The organism is Streptomyces sp. NPDC091387, from assembly GCF_044756945.1.
In the GTDB taxonomy this organism is placed as follows: domain Bacteria; phylum Actinomycetota; class Actinomycetes; order Streptomycetales; family Streptomycetaceae; genus Streptomyces.
The window spans coordinates 243,904-270,002 of sequence record NZ_JBIVTZ010000003.1; the positions used below are offsets into that span (position 1 = coordinate 243,904).

A 26,099-nucleotide genomic window follows, 5' to 3' on the forward strand; every position below is an offset into this window, starting at 1 on the left:
GGGGCTCGCTCACGGCGCGACACGGTGAATCCACGCATCCACCCCTGTCATGTCGAGGAGCACACGTCGGATGTCATCTGACTTCTTCATTCCGGACCCGGAGGGTCTGATCCCCAGCGCCGAGGGCTACTTCGGTGCGTACGGCGGAAAGTTCATCCCGGAGGCGCTCGTCGCCGCCGTGGACGAGGTCGCCGTCGAGTACGACAAGGCGAAGGCCGACCCGGCCTTCGCCGCCGAGCTCAACGAGCTCATGGTCGACTACACCGGCCGGCCCAGCGCGCTGACCGAGGTGCCGCGCTTCGCCGAGCACGCCGGCGGCGCCCGGATCTTCCTCAAGCGCGAGGACCTCAACCACACCGGTTCGCACAAGATCAACAACGTGCTGGGCCAGGCGCTGCTCACCCGGCGCATGGGCAAGACCCGGGTCATCGCCGAGACCGGGGCCGGCCAGCACGGCGTCGCCACCGCGACCGCCTGCGCCCTCTTCGGCCTCGAATGCACCATCTACATGGGCGAGATCGACACCGAACGGCAGGCGCTGAACGTGGCGCGGATGCGGATGCTCGGCGCCGAGGTCATCGCCGTGAAGTCCGGCTCCCGCACGCTCAAGGACGCCATCAACGAGGCGTTCCGCGACTGGGTCGCCAACGTGGACCGCACGCACTACCTCTTCGGTACGGTCGCGGGCCCGCACCCCTTCCCCGCCATGGTCCGTGACTTCCACCGCGTCATCGGCGTCGAGGCCAGGCGGCAGATCCTGGAGCGGGCCGGCCGGCTGCCGGACGCCGCGGTCGCCTGTGTCGGCGGCGGCTCCAACGCCATCGGCCTCTTCCACGCCTTCATCCCGGACGCGGACGTCCGCCTCATCGGCTGCGAGCCCGCCGGACACGGTGTGGAGACCGGCGAGCACGCGGCGACCCTGACCGCGGGCGAGCCCGGCATCCTGCACGGCTCGCGCAGCTACGTCCTCCAGGACGAGGAGGGCCAGATCACCGAGCCGTACTCCATCTCGGCGGGTCTGGACTACCCGGGCATCGGCCCGGAGCACGCGTACCTGAAGGACATCGGCCGCGGCGAGTACCGCGCGGTCACCGACGACGCGGCCATGCAGTCGCTGCGGCTGCTCTCGCGCACCGAGGGGATCATCCCGGCCATCGAGAGCGCGCACGCGCTGGCCGGCGCCCTGGAGGTCGGCAGGGAGCTCGGCAAGGACGGCCTGATCCTGGTCAACCTGTCCGGCCGCGGCGACAAGGACATGGACACGGCGGCCCGGTACTTCGGGCTGTACGAGGCCGACGCGACCGTCGAGGCGGACGCGGCCGGCAGCGCCGAGATCGAGGGGGACGCCAAGTGAGCGGCAACATCGAGCTGCTGAACTCCACCCTCGCCGCGGCGAGGGCCGAGGACCGGGCGGCGCTGATCGCGTACCTGCCCGCGGGCTTCCCGACCGTCGACGGCGGCATCGCGGCCGTCAAGGCCGTGGTGGCCGGCGGCGCCGACGTCGTCGAGGTGGGCCTGCCGCACAGCGACCCGGTCCTCGACGGCCCCGTCATCCAGACCGCCGACGACATCGCGCTGCGCGGCGGCGTGAAGATCGCCGACGTCATGCGCACGGTTCGCGAGGCGTACGAGGCGACCGGGATCCCGATCCTGATCATGACGTACTGGAACCCCATCGACCGGTACGGCGTCGAGCGCTTCACCGCCGAGCTCGCCGAGGCGGGCGGCGCCGGGTGCATCCTGCCCGACCTGCCGGTCCAGGAGTCCGCGCTGTGGCGCGAGCACGCCGAGAAGCACGGTCTGGCGACCGTCTTCGTCGTCGCGCCCAGCAGCAAGGACGAGCGCCTCGCCACCATCACGGCGGCCGGTTCCGGCTTCGTCTACGCCGCTTCGCTGATGGGCGTCACCGGCACCCGCGTCTCGGTCGGCGAACAGGCCGAGGACCTGGTGCGGCGCACCCGCGCCACCACCTCCCTCCCGGTCTGCGTCGGCCTCGGCGTCTCGAACGCCGACCAGGCGGCCGAGGTCGCCGGGTTCGCGGACGGGGTCATCGTCGGTACCGCCTTCGTCAAGTGCATGCTGGACGCTCCCGACGAGGCGGCCGGCCTGGCGGCCGTCCGCTCGCTGGCGGCCGATCTGGCCGAAGGTGTTCGAAAGCGCTGACACCCGGCGTAACCCGAATGGGTGGACCTGGGACCGGGGAGGCACGCGAGTGCCTCCCCGGGTCGTTGCTGCGGTGTGAGCGAGAAGAACCAAGAGGGAAAAAGGGCCGCGCGAGACCGGCTGATCCAGCAGCGTGAGCAGACGAAGGCGCGAGAGCGCCGCCGCCGCACGCTGATCGTCTCCACCGCGGTGGTGGGTGTCCTTGCGCTGGCCGCCGTCGTCGGCGTGATCGCCGCGAACAGCGGCGGCAAGGGCAGCAAGAACAAGGCATCGGGTCCCGCCGTCGCGCCCTCGGGCGCCACCGGCAAGGACAGCCTGGCCATCCAGGTGGGAGCGGACGACGCCCCGTCCACGCTCACGATCTGGGAGGACTTCCGCTGCCCGGTCTGCGCCCAGTTCGAGAACGCGTTCCGGGACACGATCCACCAGTTGGAGCAGAGCGGGCAGCTCAAGGTCGAATACCACCTCGCCACGCTGATCGACGGCAATCTCGGCGGCAGCGGCTCCCTCAAGGCCGCCAACGCGGCGGCCTGTGCCCAGGACGCGGGCAAGTTCTCCGCGTACCACGACGTCCTGTACCGCAATCAGCCGCAGGAGACCGACGACGCCTTCGGTGACAACAGCAAGCTGATCGACCTGTCCAAGAAGGTCGACGGGCTCGACACGCCCGCCTTCCGCAGCTGTGTCGAGGACGGCACGCACGACAGCTGGGTCCAGAAGTCCAACACCGCGTTCCAGAAGGGCGGCTTCCAGGGCACGCCGACGGCACTGCTCAACGGTGAGTCGATCTTCCCCAAGAAGGGGAACGAACCCATCACCGTGGCCAACCTGAAGAAGTGGGTCGCCGAGGCCGACAAGGGCAAGCGGAGGGGCACCGTCACCCCCGCCCCGTCGGGGTCCTGAACGGCGGAAACCTGGGGAATCGATGACCGGCTCGTTACCCAGACGTTGTCGGGCGGGTTGCCGCACCTCCCGCCCGGCAAGGTAGCGTCGACACTGTCATGGACCTTGCCTACATTCCCAGCCCGTCGACCGGCGTGATCGATCTCGGCCCGATCCCGCTTCGCGGCTACGCGTTCTGCATCATCATCGGTGTCTTCGTCGCCGTATGGCTCGGCAACAGGCGCTGGATCGCCCGAGGGGGCAGAGCCGGCACCGTTGCCGACATCGCCGTCTGGGCCGTCCCCTTCGGCCTGGTCGGCGGGAGGCTCTACCACGTCATCACCGACTACCAGCTGTACTTCAGCGACGGTGAGGACTGGGTCGACGCCTTCAAGATCTGGCAGGGCGGCCTCGGGATCTGGGGTGCCATCGCGTTCGGCGCGGTCGGTGCCTGGATCGGCTGTCGCCGCCGCGGGATCCCGCTGCCCGCCTGGGCCGACGCGCTCGCCCCCGGTATCGCCGTGGCCCAGGCCTGTGGCCGCTGGGGCAACTGGTTCAACCAGGAGCTGTACGGCCGGGCGACCGACGTCCCGTGGGCGCTGAAGATCAGCGAGGGCCCCAACCGGATGGCGGGCACGTACCACCCGACGTTCCTGTACGAGTCGCTGTGGTGCATCGGCGTGGCCCTCCTCGTGATCTGGGCGGACCGCCGGTTCAAGCTCGGCCACGGGCGGGCGTTCGCGCTGTACGTCGCGTCCTACTGCGCCGGTCGCGCGTGGATCGAGTACATGCGCGTCGACGAGGCCCACCACATCCTGGGCCTGCGCCTGAACGTATGGACCGCGCTGATCGTGTTCGTGCTCGCGGTGGTCTACTTCGTGATCTCGGCGAAGGTACGGCCGGGGCGCGAGGAGATCGTCGAGCCGGGGGAGCCGGAGGCTCCTGACGCGGTGGACGCCGGAGGCGTCGAGGACGCGGAGTCGGGTGACGCGGAGTCCGGTGACGCCGAGTCCGGTGACGCCGAGTCGGGTGATGCCGAGTCCGGCGACGTCGCGGCCGAGTCCGACGCGTCGAAGACGAAGGATGCGGCGGAGACGGCCAAGGGCTGACGCCGACCTAACGACGACGAGGGGCCGCCGAGCGATTCGGCGGCCCCTCGTCACGTTGTGTGCGCCGCGACCACCGTCGCCGGGTGTCCTCAATCGCCGGACGGCTTGTTCCTGCCGTCTGTGACCGGTGCTCCGCGGACCGTGGCGTCCTCAATCGCCGGACGGGCTTGGACGCGTGCCACCTGGGCGGGGCGCGGCCACCACCGTCCGGCCGGCCAGGGCGAGCGTGCGGTGGGCCGAGGCCACCACCGCCGCGTCCACGAAACGGCCGTCCGGCAGGGCCAGCGCGCCCGCCTCCGTCCTGGCCGCCTCGACGATCTCCTGCGCCGCCTCGATCTCCTGCGGCGTCGGCCGGAACGCCCGCTCGATCACCGGCAGCTGCCGGGGGTGGATCGCCGCCCGGCCGAGGAACCCCAGCGCCCGCCCATGGGCGCAGGATGCCCACAGGCCGTCCAGGTCCCTGACGTCCGGGAACACCGACTGGGTGGGCGGGGCCAGCCCGGCCGCACGGGCCGCGACCACCGTCCGGCTGCGCGACCAGTCGAGCCCCGTATCGTCCCGGACCCCCAGATCGGCCCGGAGATCCGCCTCGCCCAGGGCGATGGACCGCACCTGGGGGTGGGCGGCGGCCACCGAGTAGGCGTGTTCGATGCCGAGTGCCGACTCCAGCAGCGGACAGAGCGCGACCCCGGGGGCCAGCGCCGCGATGTGATGGACGGACGCCGCGTGCGTGATCTTCGGCAGCCGCAGTTCGGCGAGGCCCGGCAGCCCGGCCAGGGCCAGGACGTCGGCCTCGGTGTGGACCCGGACATGGACCGGCACCGCATCGGCGTCCACGGGTGCGGAGAGGAGCTCCGTGGTGGCGGCCCGCGCGTACTCCTTGCGGTCCGGGGCGACGGCGTCCTCCAGGTCCACGATCACCACGTCCGCCCCCGACGCACGCGCCTTGCGCACCACGTCCGGCCGGTCCCCGGGGACGTACAGCCAGGTGAGGGGGATCGCCGGGGTCACAGGACCCGCTCCGCCCGCAGCGCCGAGATCTCCGGGCCGGTCAGCCCGAGCCCGGTGAGGATCTCCTCGGTGTCCGCCCCGTGCGGCCGGCCCGCCCAGCGGATCGCGCCCGGGGTGCCGGAGAGCCTGAACAGGACGTTCTGCATCCGCAGCGGGCCCAGCTCGGGGTCGTCGACCTCCGTGATGGAGTCCAGCGCGCGGTACTGCGGGTCCTCCATCACGTCGCGGATGTCGTGGACGGGCGCGATGGCCGCCTCCGCCTTCTCGAACGCGGAGACCGCGTCGTCCCGGGTGTGCCGGACGATCCAGTTGCCGACCGCCTCGTCGAGCTCCTCGCAGTGGTCGGCGCGGGTGGTGCCGGAGCCGAACCACGGCTCGTCGATCAGCTCCGCCCGTCCCACCAGGCGCATCACCCGCTCGGCGACGGACTGCGCGGAGGTGGATACGGCCACCCACTGGCCGTCCGAGGTGCGGTAGGTGTTGCGCGGGGCGTTGTTGCGCGAACGGTTGCCGGTGCGCGGCTGGACGTAACCGAGCTGGTCGTACCAGAGCGGCTGCGGGCCGAGCACCGTGAGGATCGGCTCGATGATCGCGAGGTCGACGACCTGCCCCTCACCGGTCCGCTCCCGCCCGGCCAGCGCGGTCATCACCGCGAACGCCGTGGCGATGGCCGCAATCGAGTCGGCGAGACCGAACGGCGGCAGCGTCGGCGGCCCGTCCGGCTCCCCGGTGATCGCCGCGAATCCGCTCATCGCCTCCGCGAGCGTGCCGAAGCCGGGCCGGTGCGCGTACGGGCCGAACTGGCCGAAGCCGGTGACCCGGGCCAGGACCAGCCGGGGATTGACGGCGTGCAGCTCCTCCCAGCCGAGGCCCCACCGCTCCAGCGTGCCCGGCCGGAAGTTCTCGATGATCACATCGGTGTCCGCGGCGAGCCGCAGCAGGAGGTCGCGGCCGCCGGGCCCGGACAGATCGAGGGTCATGGTGCGTTTGTTGCGGCCGAGCAGTTTCCACCACAGCCCGATGCCGTCCTTCGTGGGGCCGTGTCCCCGGGACGGGTCGGGCCGCCCCGGATGCTCGACCTTGATCACGTCGGCGCCGTAGTCACCGAGCATGGTGGCGCACAGGGGGCCCGCGAAGAGCGTGGCGAGATCGATGACCCGGAGTCCGGTGAGCGGCGCGGCCGCGGGCCCGGTCATGCGGCGTCGATTTCGCTGCGGTACGGCATGGACGTAGAGGCGCCGGGTTTCTGTACGCAGAGCGCGGCGGCCGACGAGGCCCAGGCGATGGCCTGCGGCACCGGCCGCCCCTCGCCGATCGCCACCGCGAGCGCCCCGGCGAAGGTGTCGCCGGCGCCGGTGGTGTCGACTGCGGTGACGTCGGGGGCGGGGAAGTGCATGGCCGTGCGGCCCCGTGCCGCGTACAGGCAGCCCTTCGAGCCGAGTGTGATGACGACCGCGGGCACCTGGCCGAGCAGTACCTCGGCCGCCGCGTGCGGTTCGGAGTGCCCGGACAGCTCGGCCGCCTCGTGCTCATTGGGGATCAGCAGGTCGACGCAGTCCAGCAGTTCGTCGGGCAGCTGCCGCACGGGGGAGGGGGTGAGGAGAATCCGTACCCCCTGGGCATGGCCGGCCCGCGCCCCCTCGATCACGGCGGACATCGGCAGCTCCAGCTGGAGCAGCAGCAGATCGGCCTCCGCGATGGCGGCGATCTCGCCCGGACCGAGCGCGGTGACGGCGCCGTTGGCGCCGGGGATGACCACGATCGCGTTGGAGCCCTTGGAGTCCACCACGATGTGCGCCGTTCCGCTGGGCCCCTCCGCGGTGTGCAGCAGATCGGTGTCGACGCCCGAGTGCTCCAGGTTCTCCCGCAGCCGGACGCCGTACTCGTCGTTGCCGACCGCGCCGATCATCATCACGTCGCCGCCCGCACGGGCGGCCGCGACGGCCTGGTTGGCCCCCTTGCCGCCGGGCACGGTGCGGAACTCGCGTCCGGTGACGGTCTGTCCGCGTTCCGGAGCCCGGTCGACGTAGGCCACAAGATCCATATTGGTGCTGCCGAGCACCGCGATACCGGTCATGGGCGGAGTGCCTCCTGATGGGTGAGCCGGTGGGTCAGGTCGGCCAGCGTGTCGAAGCCGACCGAGTCGAACCCGGGGACGGACGTGGCGAGACGGTTCTTCAGCGGGGTGGTCCACCGGTCGGGCAGCGCCTCGGGCCGCCCGGCCAGCAGTCCGGCGAGCGAACCGGCGGTCGCCCCGTTGGAGTCGGTGTCCCAGCCGCCGGACACCGCGCGGCAGATCGAGCCGGTGAAATCGCCGTCGGCGTGCGTGAGCGCGGCGGTGAGCAGCGCCGCGTTGGGCAGCACATGCACCCAGTGGTACCTGCCGTACGTGTCGTGGAGCCGGTCGACGACCGCGTCGAAGCCGGACGTGCCGCGGGCCGCCGCGACACCGTCCCGTACCGCCCGTGCGAACCGCGAGCGCGGTGGCACGACCCTGAGCCCGGCGGCCAGGCAGCCGTGCACGTCGGCCTCGCCGCCGGCCGCCTCCGCGAGCGCCGCCGCGGTGAACATCGCGCCGTACACCCCGTTCCCACTGTGCGTGAGGACCGCGTCCCGGTGGGCCTGCTCCGCCGCCGCGGCCGGGTCGCCGGGATGCGTCCAGCCGTGCACATCGGCCCGGATCTGGGCGCCGATCCACTCCCGGAACGGATTGCGGTGCAGTGCGGTGTCCGGCGGCTCGACGCCGTCGAGCAGATTGCGGTAAGCGACCCGCTCCGCGGTGAACGTCCGGCCCGCCGGAAGCTCGTCCAGCCAGAGGTGGGCGAGGTCGGCGGTGGTGAACGACCGGCCGTACCGCTGGAGCAGCACGACGGTCAGCAGCGGGTAGTTGAGGTCGTCGTCCTCCGGCATCCCGTCGATGTTCTCGGCGAGCGAGGTGCTCGCGGAGCGCCGGTTCCAGGGGTACGTGGCCGACAGGCCCGGGGGCAGCCCCTTGGCGGTGAACCAGGTGGAGAGCGGCCAGTTCCCGGTGGCGCGGGCGAGCGCGCGGATGCCCTCCAGCGGCAGTTTCTCGACCGGCTTGCCCAGCAGACAGCCGGCGGCGCGTCCCAGCCAGGCCGCGTGCAGCCGGTCGCGGCCCACGCCGGCCGGGTCCGTGCGGGGGCGCGGCCAGTGCGGGCAGGCGGCCCGGATCGCGTCCAGGCCGGTCGGCTCGTCCTCGGCCAACGGCGATTCCAGCAGGGCGAGTTCGTCGAGCAGGTGCTCGGCGACCGCGCGCAGTTCCGGCGGTGCGGGCGGTTCGGAGGCGCCCGCGCGGTCCGGGGCGGGCGAGCCGCCGGCCTCGTACCACCGGCGCTCGATGTCCCGGGCGTCGCGCCCGTCCTCCGCGGCCTGCCGCAGCTCGTGCCCGACCAGGTCCTCGGGCTGCACCCAGGTGGCCCGCACCCTGGTGTTCACGCGGTGCCCGCCAGCGCGGCGAAGGCGGCCTCGTGGGCGCGGCGGCGGGCCGTGTCGTGTGCGAACACCTCGCGGGCGACCTCGGTCAGGGTCCGGGCCGGGGCGTGCAGATCGAGGCGGCTGGCCCCGGCGACCGTGCTCACCCAGTCGGCGGGGATCGCCCCTTCGCCGTGCAGCGCGCCCGCGACGGCGCCGCTCATGGTGGCGATCGAGTCGCAGTCCCGCCCGTAGTTGACCGATCCGAGGACCGTGCGCCGGTAGTCCCCGTCCCCGACGAGCAACATGCCGAGCGCGACGGGGAGTTCCTCGATGGCGTGGAGCCGGGAGGGGCGGCGGGCGCCGAGCGAGGGGGCGCGGTAGTCGGGGCCGACGGTGTCGAAGGGGGCGACGGCCTCCCGGATCGGGGCCAGGGCGGATTCGAAGTCCCGGTACCCGGCGGCCGTTTCGCACACCGCCTCGATGGCGGCCCGGGTGCCGTCCTTGGCGAGCGACAGACAGGTCTCCACGACCGACGCGGGCGTCGCCCCGGGCGTGCAGGCCGCGGCGACGGCGGCGGCGAAGACTCCGGCCGCCTCCCTTCCGTACGACGACTGGTGGGCGCCCGCGACGTCCAGGGCCTCGGCGTAGGCGGCCTGCGGATGGGCCGCGTTCACCAGGCCGACCGGCGCCATGTACATCGCCGCACCGCAGTTGACGATGTTGCCCGAGCCCGCCTCGCGCGGGTCGACATGGCCGTAGTGCAGCCGGGCGACGATCCACTTCTCCGCGAGGAAGATCCGCTGGAGCGGCAGCGCCTCGGCCTCCAGCTCCGGAATCCAGCGGGGGTTCGAGATCAGCTCCGGCACGAGGTGGTCGGCGACGGAGTACGCGTCGAGGTGGCCGCGTACCTTCCCGTACACCCGGACCAGCGCATGGGTCATCAAGGTGTCGTCGGTGACGTGCCCGTCGCCCTTGTGGTACGGGGCGATGGGGCGGGCGGTGCGCCAGTCGTCGCCGTCCCAGGGGCCGACGACGCCGGTGATCCGCCCGCCGTGCCGGGCCGCGATCTGCTCGGGGGGCCGGCCCTCGACCGGACCGCCGAGCGCGTCACCGACCGCGGCGCCGACGAGCGCGCCCGCGATCCGTTCATCAAGGGTGAGCGCTGTGGGCGTCGTGGACGGTGCGGACCTCGTGGGCGCCAGGGGCACTGTGGATGTCATGTCCGAATTGTCCACCCGGGAGTGCTGGTTCCGTGTCTGCCAGCAGCCCGGCGAGTTCCATCAGATCCGTGCCCGCGAAACGGGGCAGCGCGCACCCCGCCAGGGTGCGGCAGGCCTCGCGCCAGCCGTCGGGCACGGTGGCGATGCCGCCGAGCGCACCGGTCAGCGCGCCGGCCAGGGCGGGCGCCGAATCGGCGACCCGGGACAGGCAGGCCGCGGACGGTACGGCCTGCGCGATCTCGCCCCGGGCCGCGGTGGCGAGGGCGAGGGCCACCGGGACGGTCTCGGCCGCGGCGATCCCGTAGCTGTAGACGTGGTCGACGATCTGGTGCTCCAGCACCGGTACGAGGGCGAAGGCGCCGGCCGTCTCACCGGCGAAGTCGCGGGCGATCCGGACCGCGTGGGCGGCGTTGCGGGCGATCTCGGTGCCTTCGGGGAGCTGTGCGAGCGCGGCGTTCACCGCCGTGTCCACGTCCGCCCCGCCGAGTGCCGCGGCGATGGCGGCGGCCATCGCCCGCGCACCGTGCACCCCGTCGCCGTCCTGGGTGTAGCGCGCGTCGAACTCGGCGAGGTCGGCGGCCGCCGCGGGGTCGCCGGGGTGGACGACGGCCAGTACGGCGGCCCGCACACACGCCGCGTCGTCGAAGTAGTGCGGGTTGTCGTGGCCGGTGGCGGGCGGGCGCAGCCCGGCGGCCAGGTTGCCGAGCCCGGCCCGGACCGAGATCCGGGCCCGCAGCGGCAGGACCGCCGACTCGACCTCGGGTGCCCGTGCGGCGGCCGCGGCGACCTCGGCGGCCAGCGCGTTCCAGGCGACGTCCACCGCGGCCCGCATCCGGCGGCCGGGGGAGAGGCCGTGCAGCGGGCCCGCCGCCGAGGTCAGGACGGTCCCGGCCGCGAACGCCGCCCATTCGGCGTCGTCGGACGGGCCGAGCCGCAGGGGTTCGGGCGGCTGGTTGAGGGCGATGGGGACGGGCAGTGTGGTGGTCGCGTTCTGCTCGGCGAAGGTGTCCAGCTCGCGGGTGAGGCGCCGGGTCCACTCCGGCATCCGGGCCGCCCGGTGCCGCGCGGCCGGCCACCCCGCGGCGTCCCCGGCGGCCAGCCCGAGCAGCAGCCCCTCGATCCGGGCGCGGCGGCCGGTGCCGGTCATGGGCGCACCGTCGGTGCGTCGGCGCGGATGTCCCGGCGGCCGGCGGCTTCACCGGGTGGGGGCGCCCCGCCGCCCGGTCCGGGAGCGGGGCGTTCCATCCGTTCGTCCGCCTCCGCCGGGGTGAGCAGCTCCGCGATGTCCAGGACGTGGTAGCCGCGCATCGACGGGAGGCAGCTGCCCCGGACCGGGCCGATCGCCTCCGCCCAGGGGCGCGGAATGGCCGAGGCCCCGTGCAGCGCCCCGGCCAGGGCGCCCGCCACCGCCGCCGTGGTGTCGGCGTCGCGGCCCATGTTGACCGCGGTCAGCACCGCCGTACGGAAGTCGCCGCGCGCCGCGGCGAACGCCCCGAAGGCCAGCCCCACCGCCTCCGGCGCCAGGTCCGTCCACGGGTAGCCGCCGATGACCACGGCCGAGCGCACCGCGCGCTCCATCGTGAGCCGGTCTGGGTAGGGGCGCTGGGCGGCCGTCACCGCGCGGCGCAGCGAACGCGCGGTCCAGGAGTCCATGGGCACGACGGAGAGCGCGGCGGCGATCACGGAGGTGACCCCGGCCCCCGTCATCGCGGCCGCCACCCCGGCCGCCACCGCCTGGCCGCCGTAGATGCCCTCGCCCTCGTGACTGACCCGGCCGTCCACCGCGACGAGCCGGGCCGCCTCCGCGGGGCGGCCCGCCGCGAAGACGCCGAACGGTGCCGCCCGCATCGCCAGACCGTCGCTCCAGGCGTGCCGGTGCTGGGCGGAGATCGGGGCGGCCAGGCCCCGGCGCAGGTTCTCCAGGGTGCCGCGCTCACTGAACCCGGCGCCGCGGAACGGCCCCTCGTCCACGTCCGCGATCCACAGCCGCCAGGCCCGCTCGACATGGCTGACGGTCAGCGCGGAACCGTGCCGGGCCAGCAGCAGACCCGAGAAGATCGCGTACTCCGTGTCGTCGGTGCCCGCCGGGTCGTCGCTCACGAAGCCCTCGATCCGGCCCCAGCGGCGGCGGATCTCGGAGGGCCGCATGTTCTCCGCGGGGGCGCCCAGCGCGTCGCCGACCGCGAGGCCCAGCAACGAACCCCTGGCCCGGTCACCCGGACCGCCCCGGGCCGTTTCGCCCGGGGCCGGTGCCCCGTGTGCCGCCGCCCGCGTGCCGTCCGTCCGCGGCGCTGCCGGATTTCCTGCGATCAGCTCCATCGCGTCGACCCTTCGCTCGTACCGAGCCAGTTCCCGTACCTGTGGGATCTGTCCCACGCGGAGCCATGACAGAGGCCGACAATCACAACAAAAGGGCCACTCGGATGACGGCCTTCCGACAGCAAGGCAAGCCGTACCTATCTGGTCACGGACAGTGGTAAGTACGGCCTGCCTTGCTGGCGGGGGCCATTTTTCGTGCGTATTTTCGATGGTGTCGAGCGGGGCCGGAGCGGGTGGGACCCGCTGCCGGAGTAAGGGGAGAGCTGTGTCCATCATCGAGACCGACGCCGTACTGCACGAGGCGCACCGGGACAACCACACCCACCGCGATGTGAACGGTGGCTGGCTGCGGCCGGCGGTGTTCGGTGCCATGGACGGTCTCGTCTCGAACCTGGCCCTGATGACCGGTGTCGCGGGCGGTGCGGTCTCGCACCGGACGATCGTGATCACCGGGCTGGCCGGTCTGGCCGCGGGCGCCTTCTCCATGGCAGCCGGCGAGTACACCTCCGTCGCCTCGCAGCGCGAGCTGGTGGAAGCCGAACTCGACGTGGAACGCCGGGAGTTGCGCAAGCACCCGCTGGACGAGGAGCGGGAGCTCGCCGAGCTCTACGAGTCCCGCGGGGTCGAGGCCGGCCTCGCCCGCGAGGTCGCCCGGCAGCTGTCGCGCGACCCGGAGCAGGCCCTGGAGATCCACGCCCGCGAGGAGCTCGGCATCGACCCGGGCGATCTGCCCTCGCCGCTCGTCGCCGCGGTGTCCTCGTTCGGCGCCTTCGCGCTCGGTGCCCTGCTGCCCCTGCTGCCGTACCTGTTCGGCGCGAACGCCCTGTGGCCGGCCGTGCTGCTCGCCCTGATCGGCCTCTTCGGCTGCGGCGCGGTGGTGGCCCGGGTCACGGCCCGCAGCTGGTGGTTCAGCGGACTGCGTCAGCTGGTGCTCGGCGGGACGGCCGCCGCGCTCACCTACGGTCTCGGCATGCTGTTCGGCGTCGCCGTCGGAGGCTGAGCCGCTCCGGGGGTACGCCCCGCGTCACGGGCCGGGATCGGAACCTCGATCCCGGCCCGTAACGTGTGCGCCATCCGTGTGACGTACGTCTTGGCACCCGCCACTGGGCGGAACGGCCCGGCGCGACGTAAAATGAGACTCTATGCAGGGCTACACATAAGTAGTCGTTACCCGGCGGTTTCGTTTCCGCTGCCGCCGGGCATGAGCCGTAGACACCGCAGGCAACGACGCCTGCCCTCTGTGGTCTCCCCGGGCGCCGATCCTCCGACTGCGACCCACTCCACCGCCCTCGCGGTGTCCGTATGTTGGAACAAGCTATCCGCTTCTTGAGAAGCGTCCCATCATGTAATCTGCACGAAATTTCGCAGAGGGCCAACGTCGTCCCTCGGCTGTTCATATGCCACGACGACGACGGGAGAGCCGATGCGCACCGACGCCTGGTCGCCCATGGACGGTCGCCCCGCCCAGCAGGGGATGTACGACCCCCGCAACGAGCACGACGCCTGTGGCGTCGGGTTCGTGGCCACTCTGACCGGTGTGGCCGGCCACGAGCTGGTAGAGCAGGCGCTGACCGTACTGCGCAATCTCGAACACCGCGGCGCCACCGGATCCGAGCCCGACTCCGGTGACGGCGCCGGAATCCTGCTCCAGGTACCGGACGCCTTCCTCCGCGCCGAGGTCCCCTTCGACCTCCCCGAGGCCGGTGCCTACGCCGTCGGCATCGCGTTCCTGCCCGCGGACGACTCCACGGCCGCCGTCCGCGGCCTGGAGAAGATCGCCGCCGAGGAGGGCCTGAAGGTCCTCGGCTGGCGCGACGTCCCGGTCACCCCCGACATCCTCGGCAAGGGCGCCCGCGCCACCATGCCCGAGTTCCGTCAGCTCTTCGTCGCGGACGGCGAGAGCACCGGGATCGTCCTGGACCGCAAGGCCTTCGTGCTGCGCAAGCGCGCCGAGCGTGAGACCGGGGTCTACTTCCCGTCGCTCTCCGCCCGCACGATCGTCTACAAGGGAATGCTCACCACCGGGCAGCTGGAGCCGTTCTTCCCGGACCTCTCCGACGACCGGTTCGCCACCACGGTCGCGCTGGTCCACTCGCGCTTCTCCACCAACACCTTCCCGAGCTGGCCGCTCGCCCACCCGTACCGCTTCGTCGCGCACAACGGCGAGATCAACACGGTCAAGGGCAACCGCAACTGGATGAAGGCCCGCGAGTCCCAGCTCGCCTCCAGCCTCTTCGGCAAGGAGCGGCTGGACCGGATCTTCCCCGTCTGCACCCCGGACGCCTCCGACTCCGCCTCCTTCGACGAGGTCCTGGAACTGCTCCACCTCGGCGGCCGCTCGCTGCCGCACTCGGTGCTGATGATGGTCCCCGAGGCGTGGGAGAACCACGACTCCATGGACCCGGCCCGGCGCGCCTTCTACCAGTACCACGCCACGATGATGGAGCCCTGGGACGGCCCGGCCTGCGTCACCTTCACCGACGGCGTCCAGGTCGGCGCGGTCCTCGACCGCAACGGTCTGCGCCCCGGCCGCTACTGGGTCACCGACGACGGCCTCGTCGTGCTCTCCTCCGAGGTCGGCGTCCTGGACATCGACCCCGCCAAGGTCGTCCGCAAGGGCCGCCTGCAGCCCGGCAAGATGTTCCTCGTCGACACCGCGGAGCACCGCATCATCGAGGACGACGAGATCAAGGCGTCCCTCGCCGCCGAGCAGCCCTACCAGGAGTGGCTGGAGACCGGCGAGATCGAGCTGGAGGACCTCCCCGAGCGGGAGCACATCGTGCACACGCACGCCTCCGTCACCCGCCGCCAGCAGACCTTCGGCTACACCGAGGAAGAGCTCCGCGTCATCCTCGCCCCGATGGCCCGCACCGCCGGCGAGCCGCTCGGCTCCATGGGCACGGACTCGCCGATCGCCGCGCTGTCCGCCCGGCCCCGGCTGCTCTTCGACTACTTCACCCAGCTGTTCGCGCAGGTCACCAACCCGCCGCTGGACGCCATCCGCGAGGAGCTCGTCACCTCGCTGCGCTCCACGCTCGGCCCGGCCGGCAACATCCTGGAGCCGACCGCCGCCGCCTGCCGCAGCGTCACGCTGCCGTTCCCGGTGATCGACAACGACGAGCTGGCCAAGCTCATACACATCAACGCCGACGGCGACATGCCGGGCATGAAGGCCGCCACGCTCTCCGGCCTCTACCGGGTCGGCGGCGGCGGCGAGGCGCTGGCCGCGCGGATCGAGGAGATCTGCGGCGAGGTCGACGCCGCCATCGAGGACGGCGCCCGCCTGGTCGTCCTGTCCGACCGGCACTCCGACGCCGAGCACGCGCCGATCCCGTCGCTGCTGCTCACCTCGGCCGTCCACCACCACCTCATCCGTACCAAGCAGCGCACCCAGGTGGGTCTGCTGGTCGAGGCCGGTGACGTCCGCGAGGTCCACCACGTCGCGCTGCTGATCGGCTTCGGCGCCGCCGCGGTCAACCCGTACCTGGCCATGGAGTCCGTCGAGGACCTGGTCAGGGCCGGCACCTTCATCGAGGGCATCGAGGCCGAGCAGGCCATCCGCAACCTCATCTACGCGCTGGGCAAGGGCGTCCTGAAGGTGATGTCCAAGATGGGCATCTCCACCGTCGCCTCCTACCGCGGCGCCCAGGTCTTCGAGGCCGTCGGCCTGAACGAGGACTTCGTCGCCCAGTACTTCAACGGCACCGCCACCAAGATCGGCGGCGCCGGGCTCGACGTCGTCGCCAAGGAGGTCGCCGCCCGGCACGCCAAGGGCTACCCCGCCACCGGCATCTCCGCCTCGCACCGCGCGCTGGAGATCGGCGGCGAGTACCAGTGGCGCCGCGAGGGCGAACCGCACCTGTTCGACCCGGACACGGTCTTCCGCCTCCAGCACGCCACCCGCAACCGCCGCTACGACATCTTCAAGCAGTACACGGGCCGGGTGAACGAGCAGTCCGAGCGGCTGATGACGCTCCGCGGCCTGTTCGGCTTCACCTCGGACCGCGAGGCCATCGACATCGAAGAGGTCGAGCCCGTCTCCGACCTCGTCAAGCGCTTCTCCACCGGCGCCATGTCCTACGGCTCGATCTCCCGCGAGGCGCACGAGACCCTCGCCATCGCCATGAACCAGCTGGGCGGCAAGTCCAACACCGGTGAGGGCGGCGAGGACGCCGACCGGCTCTACGACCCGGCACGCCGCTCCTCCATCAAGCAGGTCGCCTCCGGCCGCTTCGGTGTCACCAGCGAGTACCTGGTCAACGCGGACGACATCCAGATCAAGATGGCGCAGGGCGCCAAGCCCGGCGAGGGCGGCCAGCTGCCCGGCCACAAGGTCTACCCGTGGGTCGCCAAGACCCGGCACTCCACCCCGGGCGTCGGCCTGATCTCCCCGCCGCCGCACCACGACATCTACTCCATCGAGGACCTGGCTCAGCTGATCCACGACCTCAAGAACGCCAACCCGGCGGCCCGCATCCATGTGAAGCTGGTCTCCGAGGTCGGCGTCGGCACGGTCGCCGCCGGTGTCTCCAAGGCACACGCGGACGTCGTCCTCATCTCCGGCCACGACGGCGGAACGGGCGCCTCCCCGCTCACCTCGCTGAAGCACGCGGGCGGACCCTGGGAGCTCGGCCTCGCCGAGACCCAGCAGACGCTGCTGCTCAACGGACTGCGCGACCGCATCGTCGTGCAGACCGACGGCCAGCTCAAGACCGGCCGCGACGTCGTCATCGCCGCGCTGCTGGGCGCGGAGGAGTTCGGTTTCGCGACCGCGCCGCTCGTCGTCTCCGGCTGCGTCATGATGCGCGTCTGCCACCTGGACACCTGTCCGGTCGGCATCGCCACGCAGAACCCGGTCCTGCGGGACCGGTTCTCCGGCAAGGCCGAGTACATCGTCAACTTCTTCGAGTTCATCGCCCAGGAAGTCCGCGAGATCCTCGCCGAGCTCGGCTTCCGAACGATCGAAGAGGCCGTCGGCCACGCCGAGCTGCTCGACACCGACCGCGCGATCACGCACTGGAAGGCCCAGGGCCTCGACCTCGCCCCGCTGTTCCACGTCCCCGAGCTCGCCGAGGGCGCCGTCCGCCACCAGATCGCCGAGCAGGACCACGGCCTGGCCAAGGCCCTCGACAACGAGCTGATCAAGCTCGCCGCCGACGCCCTGAAGGCCGGCAGCGCCGAGACCGCCCAGCCGGTCCGCGCGCAGATCGCGATCCGCAACATCAACCGGACCGTCGGCACCATGCTCGGCCACGAGGTCACGAAGAAGTTCGGCGGTGCGGGCCTGCCCGAGGACACCATCGACATCACCTTCACCGGCTCGGCCGGCCAGTCCTTCGGCGCCTTCCTCCCCAGCGGTGTGACGCTGCGCCTGGAGGGCGACGCCAACGACTACGTCGGCAAGGGCCTCTCCGGCGGCCGCGTCGTCGTCCGCCCGGACCGCGGCGCCGACCACCTCGCCGAGTACTCCACCATCGCGGGCAACACCATCGCCTACGGCGCCACCGGCGGCGAGCTGTTCCTGCGCGGCCGCACCGGCGAGCGGTTCTGCGTCCGCAACTCCGGCGCCACGGTCGTCTCCGAAGGCGTGGGCGACCACGGCTGCGAGTACATGACCGGCGGACACGCCGTCGTCCTCGGCGAGACCGGACGCAACTTCGCGGCCGGCATGTCGGGCGGCGTCGCGTACGTCATCGACCTCAAGCGCGACCACGTCAACGCCGGGAACCTCGGCGCGGTCGAGGAGCTCTCCGACACCGACCGGCAGTGGCTGCACGACGCCGTGCGCCGCCACCAGGAGGAGACCGGATCCACGGTCGCCGAGAAGCTCCTCGCCGAGTGGGACACCGCGGTGGCCCGCTTCAGCAAGATCATCCCGTCCACCTACAAGGCAGTGCTCGCCGCCAAGGACGCCGCTGAGCTCGCCGGTCTCTCCGAGCAGGAGACCACCGAGAAGATGATGGAGGCGGCGACCAATGGCTGACCCCAAGGGCTTCCTGACCACCGGCCGCGAGGTCGCCCAGACCCGCCCCGTCGACGAGCGCGTCAAGGACTGGAACGAGGTCTACGTTCCCGGCTCGCTGCTCCCGATCATCAGCAAGCAGGCCGGCCGCTGCATGGACTGCGGCATCCCGTTCTGCCACCAGGGCTGCCCGCTCGGAAACCTCATCCCCGAGTGGAACGACTACGCCTACCGCGAGGACTGGACGGCCGCGTCCGAGCGGCTGCACGCCACGAACAACTTCCCGGAGTTCACCGGGCGGCTCTGCCCCGCCCCGTGCGAGTCGGCGTGTGTGCTCGGCATCAACCAGCCGGCCGTCACCATCAAGAACGTCGAAGTCTCCATCATCGACCAGGCGTGGGACCGCGGCGACGTCACCCCGCAGCCGCCCGAGCGCCTCTCCGGCAAGACCGTGGCCGTCATCGGCTCCGGCCCCGCCGGACTCGCCGCCGCCCAGCAGCTGACCCGGGCCGGCCACACGGTCGCCGTCTACGAGCGCGCGGACCGCATCGGGGGCCTCCTCCGGTACGGCATCCCCGAGTTCAAGATGGAGAAGTCGCACATCAACCGCCGCATCGAGCAGATGCGCGCCGAGGGCACCAAGTTCCGCACCGAGGTGGAGGTCGGCACGGACGTCGACGCCGCCAAGCTGCGCCGCCGCTACGACGCCGTCGTCATCGCCGCCGGTGCCACCGTCTCCCGCGACCTTCCGGTCCCGGGACGCGAGCTCAACGGTGTGCACTTCGCGATGGAGTACCTGCCGCTCGCCAACAAGGTGCAGGAGGGCGACCTGACGGTCTCCCCGATCACCGCCGAGGGCAAGCACGTCGTCGTCATCGGCGGCGGCGACACCGGCGCGGACTGCGTCGGCACCGCCCACCGGCAGGGCGCGCTCTCCGTCACCCAGCTGGAGATCATGCCCAGGCCGGGCGAGGACCGGAACGCCGGCCAGCCCTGGCCGACCTTCCCGATGCTCTACAAGGTCACCTCCGCGCACGAGGAGGGCGGCGAGCGGATCTACTCCGTCTCCACCACCCACTTCGAGGGCGACGAGGACGGCAACGTCCAGTCGCTCCACCTCATCGAGGTGGAGTTCAAGGACGGCAAGCCGGCGCAGAAGCCCGGCACCGAGCGGACGATCCCCGCCCAGCTGGTCACCCTCGCCATGGGCTTCACCGGCACCGACCAGGCCAACGGTCTCGTTCAGCAGTTCGGCGTGGAACTCGACGCCCGTGGCAACGTCGCCCGCGACGACCAGTACGCTACGAATGTCGATGGCGTCTTCGTCGCCGGCGACGCCGGCCGGGGCCAGTCCCTCATCGTGTGGGCCATCGCCGAGGGCCGCTCCGCGGCACGCGGCGTGGACCGCTTCCTCACCGGGGCCAGCGCACTGCCGGCCCCGATCCGCCCGACGGACCGTTCCATGATGGTCTGATCACGGCACACAGACGTCCCGTACAACGGCGTACGGAACTGAACGCGGCGCCTGCCCGTCCCCGACCGGACGATTCGGCAGGCGCCGTGGCGCGTCCCGGGGCGGGCATGCCTGGCTCAGCCCGTCAGCGCCGACGTCTTGAGGACCACCAGCAGCATCAGCACGGCGAACAGCACCACGCACCCGGCGGCCTGGACCGCCGTACGGCGCTCCGCCGGGGCGTACGCGTAGACGACCGTCACCGACGCACCGGTCAGCAGCCCGCCCAGATGCCCCTGCCACGAGGTGAAGCCCGCCGAGATCACCATCCAGACCAGGAACCCGGCCAGGAACCTGTTCACCGCGTGCGCGTCCCGGCCCAGCCGCCGGTTGATGACGTAGAAGGCCGCCGCGAGCCCGAAGACCGCACCGGAGGCGCCCACCGCGGTGTCCAGCGGCGCGATCAGGTACACCAGCACCGAACCGCCCAGCGCGGACAGCAGGTACAGCGCGAGATAGCGGACCCGCCCCAGCTGCTCCTCGACGACCCGGCCCAGGTTCCACAGCGCGTACATGTTGAAGGCGATGTGCAGCACCCCGAACGGCACCGAGCCGAGGGAGGAATCGCCGGGCGGCAGGTGCAGGAAGGCGCTGGTCAGCAGCCGGTACCACTCGCCGTCCACCACCCCGATCACCTGGAGGCCGGGGAAGCCGCCGGTCACGTAGACGTACTGGCTGCCGTCCGGACCGGCCAGCCCCGCACCCGTCATCCCGAACCGGTCGACGATCCCCGGGCGCACCAGCTCGACCAGGTACACCAGGATGTTCAGGCCCATCAGCACATAGGTGACGAGCGGCACCGCGCTCCGGGCCACCGCCCCGCCGAAGACCGTCCGCGCCTGCCGGACCGAGCGCCGCCCCTCCTTCACGCACTCCACGCAGTGGTGGCCGACCGCGGCCTCGCGCATGCAGTCCGGGCAGATGAAGCGCTCACAGCGGGTACAGCTCACATACGTCTCGTACGAGGGATGGCGAAAGCACGTGGTGATGGCGGCCTCCATGGCCGGCTCCTTCATCGGTGAACGGGCGAGAGCGGCCGGTGGGGGGCGGCGGCGATCAAGATAGCGAACCCCGGGGAGCACGGACCGGCCGGGCTTAGGCTCGGGGTCCCCGACCCCGTCGAGACTGGAGCATCCGCATGACCTCCGAGGCGTTCAGGATCCTGCGCGCGGCCGCCCGGGTGGCCGCGCCCTGGAAGAACGGCGGGGGAGTCACCCGCGAGATCGCCGCGTCCGGCGCGGCATCCGGCGCCTTCGACTGGCGGGTCAGCCTGGCCGACGTGACCGGGGACGGACCCTTCTCCGTGTTCCCCGGCGTCGACCGCACCCTGACCGTGGTGGAGGGCACCGGGATGGACCTCATGGTGGACGGCGAGCACCACATCGTCGACGAGCCGTACTGGCCGCACGACTTCCCGGGCGACGTGGAGACCGACGGACGGCTGCTGGCGGGCCCGGTCGTCAACCTCAACGTGATGTACCGCAGGGACCGTACGCGGGCCGAGGTGGCGGTCGTGCGCGGCACCCTGCGGCTGATGGCGCCCGAGGGCGGGACGGCGCTGGCCGTCGCGCTGGAGGACGGAGCCGTCATCGACGGTACGGACACCGTGCTCGGCCGCCACGACGCGGTGCTGCTGCACGGCCGGGCGTCGTGCGTGCTGCGGACGCACGGATACGCGGCGCTGATCACGCTCACGGGACACGGGCCGGGCAGCCGGTAGCGGCGGCACCGGACGGGATCCGAACGGGTGGTCCGCGACAGCCCCGGAGGAAACCGGACAGGAGATGTCGGGATTACGGAGTTCGATGAACGCATGACATCGAACTCCTGGGCAGATTTCCGGACCGCGGAGCCCGACTTCGCCGACACCGTGCGGCAGCGCTTCCAGCAGTACAAGCACCACGTACTGGCGACCCTCCGCCAGGACGGCTCGCCCCGGGTGACCGGCATCGAGGTGGAGTTCCGGCTGGGCGAGCCGTTCCTCGGCATGATGCCGAACTCCCGCAAGGCCCTGGACCTGCGCCGCGACCCCCGCTTCGCCGTGCAGGCCAACCCCGGCCCCGACGCCGAGATGGCCGACGGGGACGTCCGGATCTCCGGACGGGCGGTGGAGGTGACCGACCCCGCCGTGCTGGCCCGCTTCATCGACGAGGTGAAGCCGCCGGAACCCTTCCACCTGTTCCGGATCGAGCTGACCGAAGTGGTGCGCACCGGCATCGAGGGCGGCGACACCCTGGTCATCCAGGTCTGGCGCCCCGGCCGCCCGCTGCGCTCCTTCCGCAGGGGCAACGACGACGGCTCGCTGGCCGAGACCTCCTGACGGCCCCGGCAGGGCGTCCCCGCGGCCCGCAGGGCGGCGGGGGAGGCGGCCGGGCGGAGAATGGGCGGGTGCCTACCAAGAAGAAGCCACAGGCGACGCCTTCCCCCGAGCGGCGCGGCGAACTGCTCGCCACCGCCGCCGAGGTGTTCGCCGCGCAGGGATACAACGCCACGACCGTCCGCCGGATCGCGGACGCGGCCGGAATGCTCGCGGGCAGCCTCTACTACCACTTCGACTCCAAGGAGTCGATGGTCGACGAGATCCTCTCCACCTTCCTGAACGAGCTCTGGGAGGGGTACGACGCCGTGCTCGACGCCGGGCTCGGCCCCAGGGAGACCATCGGGGCCCTCGTCACCGAGTCCTTCCGTGAGATCGACCGGCACCGTGCCGCCGTCGCCATCTACCAGAAGGAGTCCCAGCACCTGGCGGCCCAGCCGAGGTTCCAGTACCTCGTCGACTCCCAGCAGAAGTTCGAGAAGGCCTGGCTCGGCACCCTGGAGCGCGGCGTCGCCGACCGGGTCTTCCGCGCCGACCTCGACATCCGCCTCACCTACCGGTTCGTCCGCGACACGGTCTGGGTCGCCGCCTCCTGGTACCGGCCGGGCGGCCAGCACAGCCCCGAGGAGATCGCCCGCCAGTACCTGTCGATGGTCCTGGACGGGATCGCCCTGCGCGACTGAGACAGACCCGTCCCGGACCGGTCTCGGACGATCTTCGAACGGCTCCGGCCCTTACGCCCCAAGGGTTCACTCGGACAACAGCCGGCCGGCGGCGTGGCGTGTCCCACCGCCGGTCGCCAGATCGTGCTACGGTGGTCCGGTTGCAGTTTTGGTACCCATGAACTTTATGTGCGCCTGACGGGAATGCTTCCTCAGGCGCTTTATTGTTTTCCGGCTTTCTCCGGGTGGGGCTCAATGCGGCGACTTGGAATTCGTAAAGTGCGGATTTCCGGCACTGCACCTGTTTTAGGAGAATGACATGGCTACTGGAACCGTGAAGTGGTTCAACTCGGAAAAGGGCTTCGGCTTCATCGAGCAGGACGGCGGCGGCGCTGACGTCTTCGCTCACTACTCGAACATCGCCACCCAGGGCTTCCGTGAGCTCCAGGAGGGCCAGAAGGTCTCCTTCGACGTCACGCAGGGCCAGAAGGGCCCGCAGGCGGAGAACATCGTCCCGGCCTAATTGCCGGACGCGTACCTCGCAGCCGGGGCCCGCACCGTGAAGGTGCGGGCCCCGGCTTGTGCTGTCCCTGGGAAGTACGGAAGTTCCGGGCGCCTCCGAGCGCCCCGCACCGGGTGCTACGAAGCACCCCGGGCGTTCCGGGCCCTCGCGCACCGCGTGCCGCAGTCCGCATTCCGCGCAGGCCCCGGCAAGTCCCAGCATTCCCACGTAGTTCCCAGGAATCCCCAGGAGGGCAATTCCGTATGACCCGCTCCGAACGTCAGGACCGTCCCGCCCGCAATCGCCCGTCGAGGGGGCGTGGCACGGCCCAGGCAAAGGCAACCGCACAGGGTTCCGGCAAGGGATCCGGCAAGGCGTCGCCGCGTCGCAAGGCAACGCCGCCGCAGGGTGAGTTCGCCCTGCCCGAAACCATGACCCCCGCACTGCCCGCCGTCGAGGCGTTCGCCGAGCTGGACATGCCCGCCGCCCTGCTGAAAACCCTTGCCGCGCAGGGCGTCACCGACCCCTTCCCGATCCAGGGCGCCACCCTGCCGAACTCGCTCGCCGGCCGGGACATCCTCGGCCGCGGCCGCACCGGCTCCGGCAAGACCCTCGCCTTCGGCCTCGCGCTGCTGGCGCGTACCGCCGGACGCCGCTCCGAGCCGAAGGCACCGCTCGTCCTCGTCCTCGTCCCGACCCGCGAGCTCGCCCAGCAGGTCACCGACGCACTGACGCCGTACGCGACGTCCGTCAACCTGCGGATGGCGACCGTCGTCGGCGGGATGTCGATCAGCAAGCAGTCCGGCACCCTGCGCCGCGGCGCCGAGGTGCTCGTCGCCACGCCGGGCCGGCTCAAGGACCTCATCGAGCGCGGCGACTGCCGCCTCGACCAGGTCGCCATCACCGTCCTCGACGAGGCCGACCAGATGGCCGACATGGGCTTCATGCCGCAGGTCGTCGCCCTGCTCAAGCAGGTCGAGCCGGACGGGCAGCGGATGCTCTTCTCCGCGACCCTGGACAAGAACATCGACCGGCTGGTCAAGATGTTCCTGACCGACCCCGTCGTGCACTCGGTCGACCCGTCCGCCGGCGCCGTCACCACCATGGAGCACCACGTGCTCCACGTGCTCGACGAGACCGACAAGAAGGCCGTCGCCACGAAGATCGCCGCCCGCGAAGGCCGGGTGATCATGTTCGTCGACACCAAGCGTGCCGCCGACCGCTTCGCCAAGCGGCTGCTCGCCAGCGGCGTACGAGCTGCCGCCCTGCACGGCGGCCGCTCGCAGCCGCAGCGCAACCGGACCCTGGACCAGTTCAAGAACGGCCAGGTCACCGCACTCGTCGCGACGAACGTGGCGGCGCGCGGCATCCACGTCGACGACCTCGACCTGGTCGTCAACGTGGACCCGCCCACCGACCACAAGGACTACCTCCACCGCGGCGGGCGCACGGCGCGCGCCGGGGAGTCCGGAAGCGTCGTCACGCTGGTGCTGCCCGAGGAGAAGCGGGAGATGACCCGGCTGATGCAGGACGCGGGCATCGCGCCGCACACCACCCGGATCAAGTCCAGCGACGAGGAGCTCACCCGGATCACCGGGGCGCGCGAGCCGTCGGGCGTCGCCATCGTCGTCGAGGTCCCGCAGCCGACCCAGCCGAAGCCGCGCACGCGGCCCGGCGGCACGGGGTCCGGTGCGGGCTCCGGTGGCGGTTTCCGCGCGGGCACGCGTGGGCGCGGCCGACGCGGCGGCGGTGCGGGGGGTGCCGGCGGCGCCGGCGCGCAGGGCGCGGGTCGCTCCGGCGGTTCCGGTGGCTCCGGCCGCGGTGGCGCGCCCGCGCGGGGGCGTCGCGCCGCGTAACCGTTGACCTGAGCCCGTCCGGAGCTTCCGGACGGTGCACGCAGGCCACTCCAGCCCGTCCGGCGATCGAGGACGGAGCGTCAGCCGGGTTCGCCCGAGCGCCGCTTCCGTCCTCGCACGCCGGACGGGCTTCTTTCACGCCCCGGGATGCCCGAGCCGCGCCAGGACATCCGCGCCGAACGCCCGACGCAGGGGATCACTTGCCGCGCACCACGCGGCGGCCGCCTGCCGGGTCTCCTCGTCGCCGCGCTCGCGCAGCGCCTCCGCCGACGCGTGCCAGTTGTCCAGGTCCGGGCTCCCGGACCGCAGCGCCCGCCGCGCCAGCTCCTCGAACGAGGCCAGGAGCCCCAGCTCGGTCTCCAGGAGCGTGGCGATCGCGCCGTGCCCCGTCTGCTGGTCCCGGCCCGCGAACGGCTCCCCGTTCCGCACCAGTTCGACGGTCAGCGTCTCCCCGCCGTCGACCACGGCACGGTGCACGGAGACCTGGTGCTCCTCCGACTCCCCGTAGGCGTCCAGCAGCCCGTCGCGCAGCTCCCGCTCCAGATCCACGTCCGCCATGCGCCGCGCCTCCGCGAGCGCCTCCTCCAGCGCCCCGTCCGGTGCTCCCGCGCCGTGGCGCAGCAGCGCCCGTACCGTCTCCAGGGAGCCCCGACGGGCGGCCAGGAGGAGGGGCGCCTCGCCTTCCGGGCCCGGCAGGCAGGGGTCGGCGCCGTGGGCGAGCAGCGTCCGCGCGGTCCGCGCGTGGCCGAGCCCCACCGCCCAGCGCAGCGCCGTGAACCCGAACTGCTCACGCAGATCCGGTCGGGCCCCGGCGGACAGCAGGGACTCGACCACCTCGGTGTGACCACCGCACGCCGCCCCGCAGATCGGCAGATCGCCCGACTCCGGTCCGCAGGCCCGGTCCGGATCGGCGCCCGCGGCGAGGAGCAGCCGCACCACGCCCGGCCGGTCGGAGACCGCCGCCAGGTAGAGCGGACTCGCACCGTCCTCGTCCGACGACTCGACGGGCGCACCGGCGCGGAGCAGCCGTACGACGGCGTCCTCGCCCTCGTACAGCGCGTCGAACAGGCTCAGCCCGTCCGCCGCCGCCTCCGCCATCGGGTCTTCTGTCACATTTCGACTGTAATACCTTTCACGCCAGGGCCTGT

General features: G+C 72.1%; 21 protein-coding genes. 12 read left to right on the forward strand and 9 right to left on the reverse strand.

Annotated features, from left to right (window positions below):
* Window positions 1–70: 70 nt before the first annotated feature.
* From trpB to lgt, 4 genes are all read left to right on the forward strand, one after another.
* A complete protein-coding gene (gene trpB / locus ACIQM0_RS07960; protein WP_401284489.1) occupies window positions 71–1,354 on the forward strand; it encodes a tryptophan synthase subunit beta in 1,284 nt (427 codons plus the stop codon).
* Window positions 1,351–2,163 (forward strand): tryptophan synthase subunit alpha, encoded by an 813-nt coding sequence (gene trpA, locus ACIQM0_RS07965; RefSeq protein ID WP_401284491.1) that lies wholly within the window; start codon window positions 1,351–1,353, stop codon window positions 2,161–2,163. Before trpB ends, trpA begins: the two co-directional genes overlap by 4 nt.
* A gap of 75 nt (window positions 2,164–2,238) precedes the next feature.
* Window positions 2,239–3,066, forward strand: coding sequence for a thioredoxin domain-containing protein (locus ACIQM0_RS07970; RefSeq protein ID WP_401284493.1), 828 nt, complete (start codon window positions 2,239–2,241; stop codon window positions 3,064–3,066).
* 98 nt (window positions 3,067–3,164) lie between these two features.
* The gene (gene lgt / locus ACIQM0_RS07975; RefSeq protein ID WP_401284495.1) at window positions 3,165–4,154 is read left to right on the forward strand and encodes a prolipoprotein diacylglyceryl transferase; all 990 of its coding nucleotides are present in this window, start codon (window positions 3,165–3,167) and stop codon (window positions 4,152–4,154) included.
* 150 nt (window positions 4,155–4,304) lie between these two features.
* Here lgt and ACIQM0_RS07980 read toward each other — a convergent pair whose 3' ends face one another.
* From ACIQM0_RS07980 to ACIQM0_RS08010, 7 genes are read right to left on the reverse strand one after another with little or no spacing between them, the layout of a single operon-like run.
* Window positions 4,305–5,165 carry an HpcH/HpaI aldolase/citrate lyase family protein gene (locus ACIQM0_RS07980; RefSeq protein ID WP_401284497.1) on the reverse strand — a complete coding sequence of 287 codons (861 nt, stop codon included), beginning with the start codon at window positions 5,163–5,165 and terminating at the stop codon, window positions 4,305–4,307.
* On the reverse strand, window positions 5,162–6,361 hold the full coding sequence (locus ACIQM0_RS07985) for a CaiB/BaiF CoA transferase family protein (RefSeq protein ID WP_401284499.1): 1,200 nt from the start codon (window positions 6,359–6,361) through the stop codon (window positions 5,162–5,164). Before ACIQM0_RS07985 ends, ACIQM0_RS07980 begins: the two co-directional genes overlap by 4 nt.
* On the reverse strand, window positions 6,358–7,242 hold the full coding sequence (gene rbsK / locus ACIQM0_RS07990; protein WP_401284501.1) for a ribokinase: 885 nt from the start codon (window positions 7,240–7,242) through the stop codon (window positions 6,358–6,360). Before rbsK ends, ACIQM0_RS07985 begins: the two co-directional genes overlap by 4 nt.
* The gene (locus ACIQM0_RS07995; protein ID WP_401284502.1) at window positions 7,239–8,621 is read right to left on the reverse strand and encodes an ADP-ribosylglycohydrolase family protein; all 1,383 of its coding nucleotides are present in this window, start codon (window positions 8,619–8,621) and stop codon (window positions 7,239–7,241) included. The genes rbsK and ACIQM0_RS07995 overlap by 4 nt, the downstream gene beginning before the upstream one ends.
* Complete coding sequence (locus ACIQM0_RS08000) at window positions 8,618–9,820, reverse strand: ADP-ribosylglycohydrolase family protein (RefSeq protein WP_401284504.1); 1,203 nt, start codon at window positions 9,818–9,820, stop codon at window positions 8,618–8,620. Before ACIQM0_RS08000 ends, ACIQM0_RS07995 begins: the two co-directional genes overlap by 4 nt.
* Window positions 9,750–10,967 (reverse strand): ADP-ribosylglycohydrolase family protein, encoded by a 1,218-nt coding sequence (locus ACIQM0_RS08005; protein ID WP_401284506.1) that lies wholly within the window; start codon window positions 10,965–10,967, stop codon window positions 9,750–9,752. Before ACIQM0_RS08005 ends, ACIQM0_RS08000 begins: the two co-directional genes overlap by 71 nt.
* Window positions 10,964–12,139: an ADP-ribosylglycohydrolase family protein gene (locus ACIQM0_RS08010; protein WP_401285092.1), complete on the reverse strand. Its 1,176-nt coding sequence runs from the start codon at window positions 12,137–12,139 to the stop codon at window positions 10,964–10,966. The genes ACIQM0_RS08005 and ACIQM0_RS08010 overlap by 4 nt, the downstream gene beginning before the upstream one ends.
* Before the next feature lie 265 nt (window positions 12,140–12,404).
* Between ACIQM0_RS08010 and ACIQM0_RS08015 the strand changes: the two genes are divergently transcribed.
* The 3 genes from ACIQM0_RS08015 to ACIQM0_RS08025 all read left to right on the forward strand — a co-directional run bounded on the left by ACIQM0_RS08015 (window position 12,405) and on the right by ACIQM0_RS08025 (window position 19,575).
* Window positions 12,405–13,139, forward strand: a complete 735-nt coding sequence (locus ACIQM0_RS08015) for a VIT1/CCC1 transporter family protein (RefSeq protein WP_401284508.1) — start codon at window positions 12,405–12,407, stop codon at window positions 13,137–13,139.
* Between the two features lie 423 nt (window positions 13,140–13,562).
* On the forward strand, window positions 13,563–18,122 hold the full coding sequence (gene gltB / locus ACIQM0_RS08020) for a glutamate synthase large subunit (RefSeq protein WP_401284509.1): 4,560 nt from the start codon (window positions 13,563–13,565) through the stop codon (window positions 18,120–18,122).
* Window positions 18,115–19,575: a glutamate synthase subunit beta gene (locus ACIQM0_RS08025; protein ID WP_401284511.1), complete on the forward strand. Its 1,461-nt coding sequence runs from the start codon at window positions 18,115–18,117 to the stop codon at window positions 19,573–19,575. The genes gltB and ACIQM0_RS08025 overlap by 8 nt, the downstream gene beginning before the upstream one ends.
* A gap of 116 nt (window positions 19,576–19,691) precedes the next feature.
* Here ACIQM0_RS08025 and ACIQM0_RS08030 read toward each other — a convergent pair whose 3' ends face one another.
* Window positions 19,692–20,615, reverse strand: a complete 924-nt coding sequence (locus ACIQM0_RS08030) for a rhomboid family intramembrane serine protease (protein ID WP_401284513.1) — start codon at window positions 20,613–20,615, stop codon at window positions 19,692–19,694.
* Window positions 20,616–20,752: 137 nt separating this feature from the next.
* Between ACIQM0_RS08030 and ACIQM0_RS08035 the strand changes: the two genes are divergently transcribed.
* The 5 genes from ACIQM0_RS08035 (at window position 20,753) to ACIQM0_RS08055 (ending at window position 24,951) form a co-directional block, all read left to right on the forward strand.
* Window positions 20,753–21,334, forward strand: a complete 582-nt coding sequence (locus ACIQM0_RS08035; RefSeq protein WP_401284515.1) for a HutD family protein — start codon at window positions 20,753–20,755, stop codon at window positions 21,332–21,334.
* Window positions 21,335–21,427: 93 nt separating this feature from the next.
* The gene (locus ACIQM0_RS08040; RefSeq protein ID WP_401284517.1) at window positions 21,428–21,934 is read left to right on the forward strand and encodes a pyridoxamine 5'-phosphate oxidase family protein; all 507 of its coding nucleotides are present in this window, start codon (window positions 21,428–21,430) and stop codon (window positions 21,932–21,934) included.
* A gap of 68 nt (window positions 21,935–22,002) precedes the next feature.
* Entirely contained in the window at window positions 22,003–22,614 is a 612-nt protein-coding gene (locus tag ACIQM0_RS08045) for a TetR/AcrR family transcriptional regulator (protein ID WP_363021436.1), read from the forward strand.
* A gap of 298 nt (window positions 22,615–22,912) precedes the next feature.
* On the forward strand, window positions 22,913–23,116 hold the full coding sequence (locus ACIQM0_RS08050; protein WP_015607926.1) for a cold-shock protein: 204 nt from the start codon (window positions 22,913–22,915) through the stop codon (window positions 23,114–23,116).
* 242 nt (window positions 23,117–23,358) lie between these two features.
* Entirely contained in the window at window positions 23,359–24,951 is a 1,593-nt protein-coding gene (locus tag ACIQM0_RS08055; RefSeq protein WP_401284519.1) for a DEAD/DEAH box helicase, read from the forward strand.
* Between the two features lie 135 nt (window positions 24,952–25,086).
* Here ACIQM0_RS08055 and ACIQM0_RS08060 read toward each other — a convergent pair whose 3' ends face one another.
* Window positions 25,087–26,064 carry an ankyrin repeat domain-containing protein gene (locus ACIQM0_RS08060; RefSeq protein WP_401284521.1) on the reverse strand — a complete coding sequence of 326 codons (978 nt, stop codon included), beginning with the start codon at window positions 26,062–26,064 and terminating at the stop codon, window positions 25,087–25,089.
* Window positions 26,065–26,099 lie beyond the last annotated feature (35 nt).

What these genes read in the sequence shown, in the direction of transcription:
- trpB (WP_401284489.1), top strand. Translation starts at nt 71, where the DNA reads ATGTCATCTGACTTCTTCATTCCGGACCCGGAGGGTCTGATCCCCAGC.
- lgt (WP_401284495.1), top strand. Translation starts at nt 3,165, where the DNA reads ATGGACCTTGCCTACATTCCCAGCCCGTCGACCGGCGTGATCGATCTC.
- ACIQM0_RS07985 (WP_401284499.1), bottom strand. Translation starts at nt 6,361, where the DNA reads ATGACCGGGCCCGCGGCCGCGCCGCTCACCGGACTCCGGGTCATCGAT.
- rbsK (WP_401284501.1), bottom strand. Translation starts at nt 7,242, where the DNA reads ATGACCGGTATCGCGGTGCTCGGCAGCACCAATATGGATCTTGTGGCC.
- ACIQM0_RS08000 (WP_401284504.1), bottom strand. Translation starts at nt 9,820, where the DNA reads ATGACATCCACAGTGCCCCTGGCGCCCACGAGGTCCGCACCGTCCACG.
- ACIQM0_RS08005 (WP_401284506.1), bottom strand. Translation starts at nt 10,967, where the DNA reads ATGACCGGCACCGGCCGCCGCGCCCGGATCGAGGGGCTGCTGCTCGGG.
- ACIQM0_RS08010 (WP_401285092.1), bottom strand. Translation starts at nt 12,139, where the DNA reads ATGGAGCTGATCGCAGGAAATCCGGCAGCGCCGCGGACGGACGGCACG.
- gltB (WP_401284509.1), top strand. Translation starts at nt 13,563, where the DNA reads ATGCGCACCGACGCCTGGTCGCCCATGGACGGTCGCCCCGCCCAGCAG.
- ACIQM0_RS08025 (WP_401284511.1), top strand. Translation starts at nt 18,115, where the DNA reads ATGGCTGACCCCAAGGGCTTCCTGACCACCGGCCGCGAGGTCGCCCAG.
- ACIQM0_RS08030 (WP_401284513.1), bottom strand. Translation starts at nt 20,615, where the DNA reads ATGGAGGCCGCCATCACCACGTGCTTTCGCCATCCCTCGTACGAGACG.
- ACIQM0_RS08035 (WP_401284515.1), top strand. Translation starts at nt 20,753, where the DNA reads ATGACCTCCGAGGCGTTCAGGATCCTGCGCGCGGCCGCCCGGGTGGCC.
- ACIQM0_RS08040 (WP_401284517.1), top strand. Translation starts at nt 21,428, where the DNA reads ATGACATCGAACTCCTGGGCAGATTTCCGGACCGCGGAGCCCGACTTC.
- ACIQM0_RS08050 (WP_015607926.1), top strand. Translation starts at nt 22,913, where the DNA reads ATGGCTACTGGAACCGTGAAGTGGTTCAACTCGGAAAAGGGCTTCGGC.
- ACIQM0_RS08055 (WP_401284519.1), top strand. Translation starts at nt 23,359, where the DNA reads ATGACCCGCTCCGAACGTCAGGACCGTCCCGCCCGCAATCGCCCGTCG.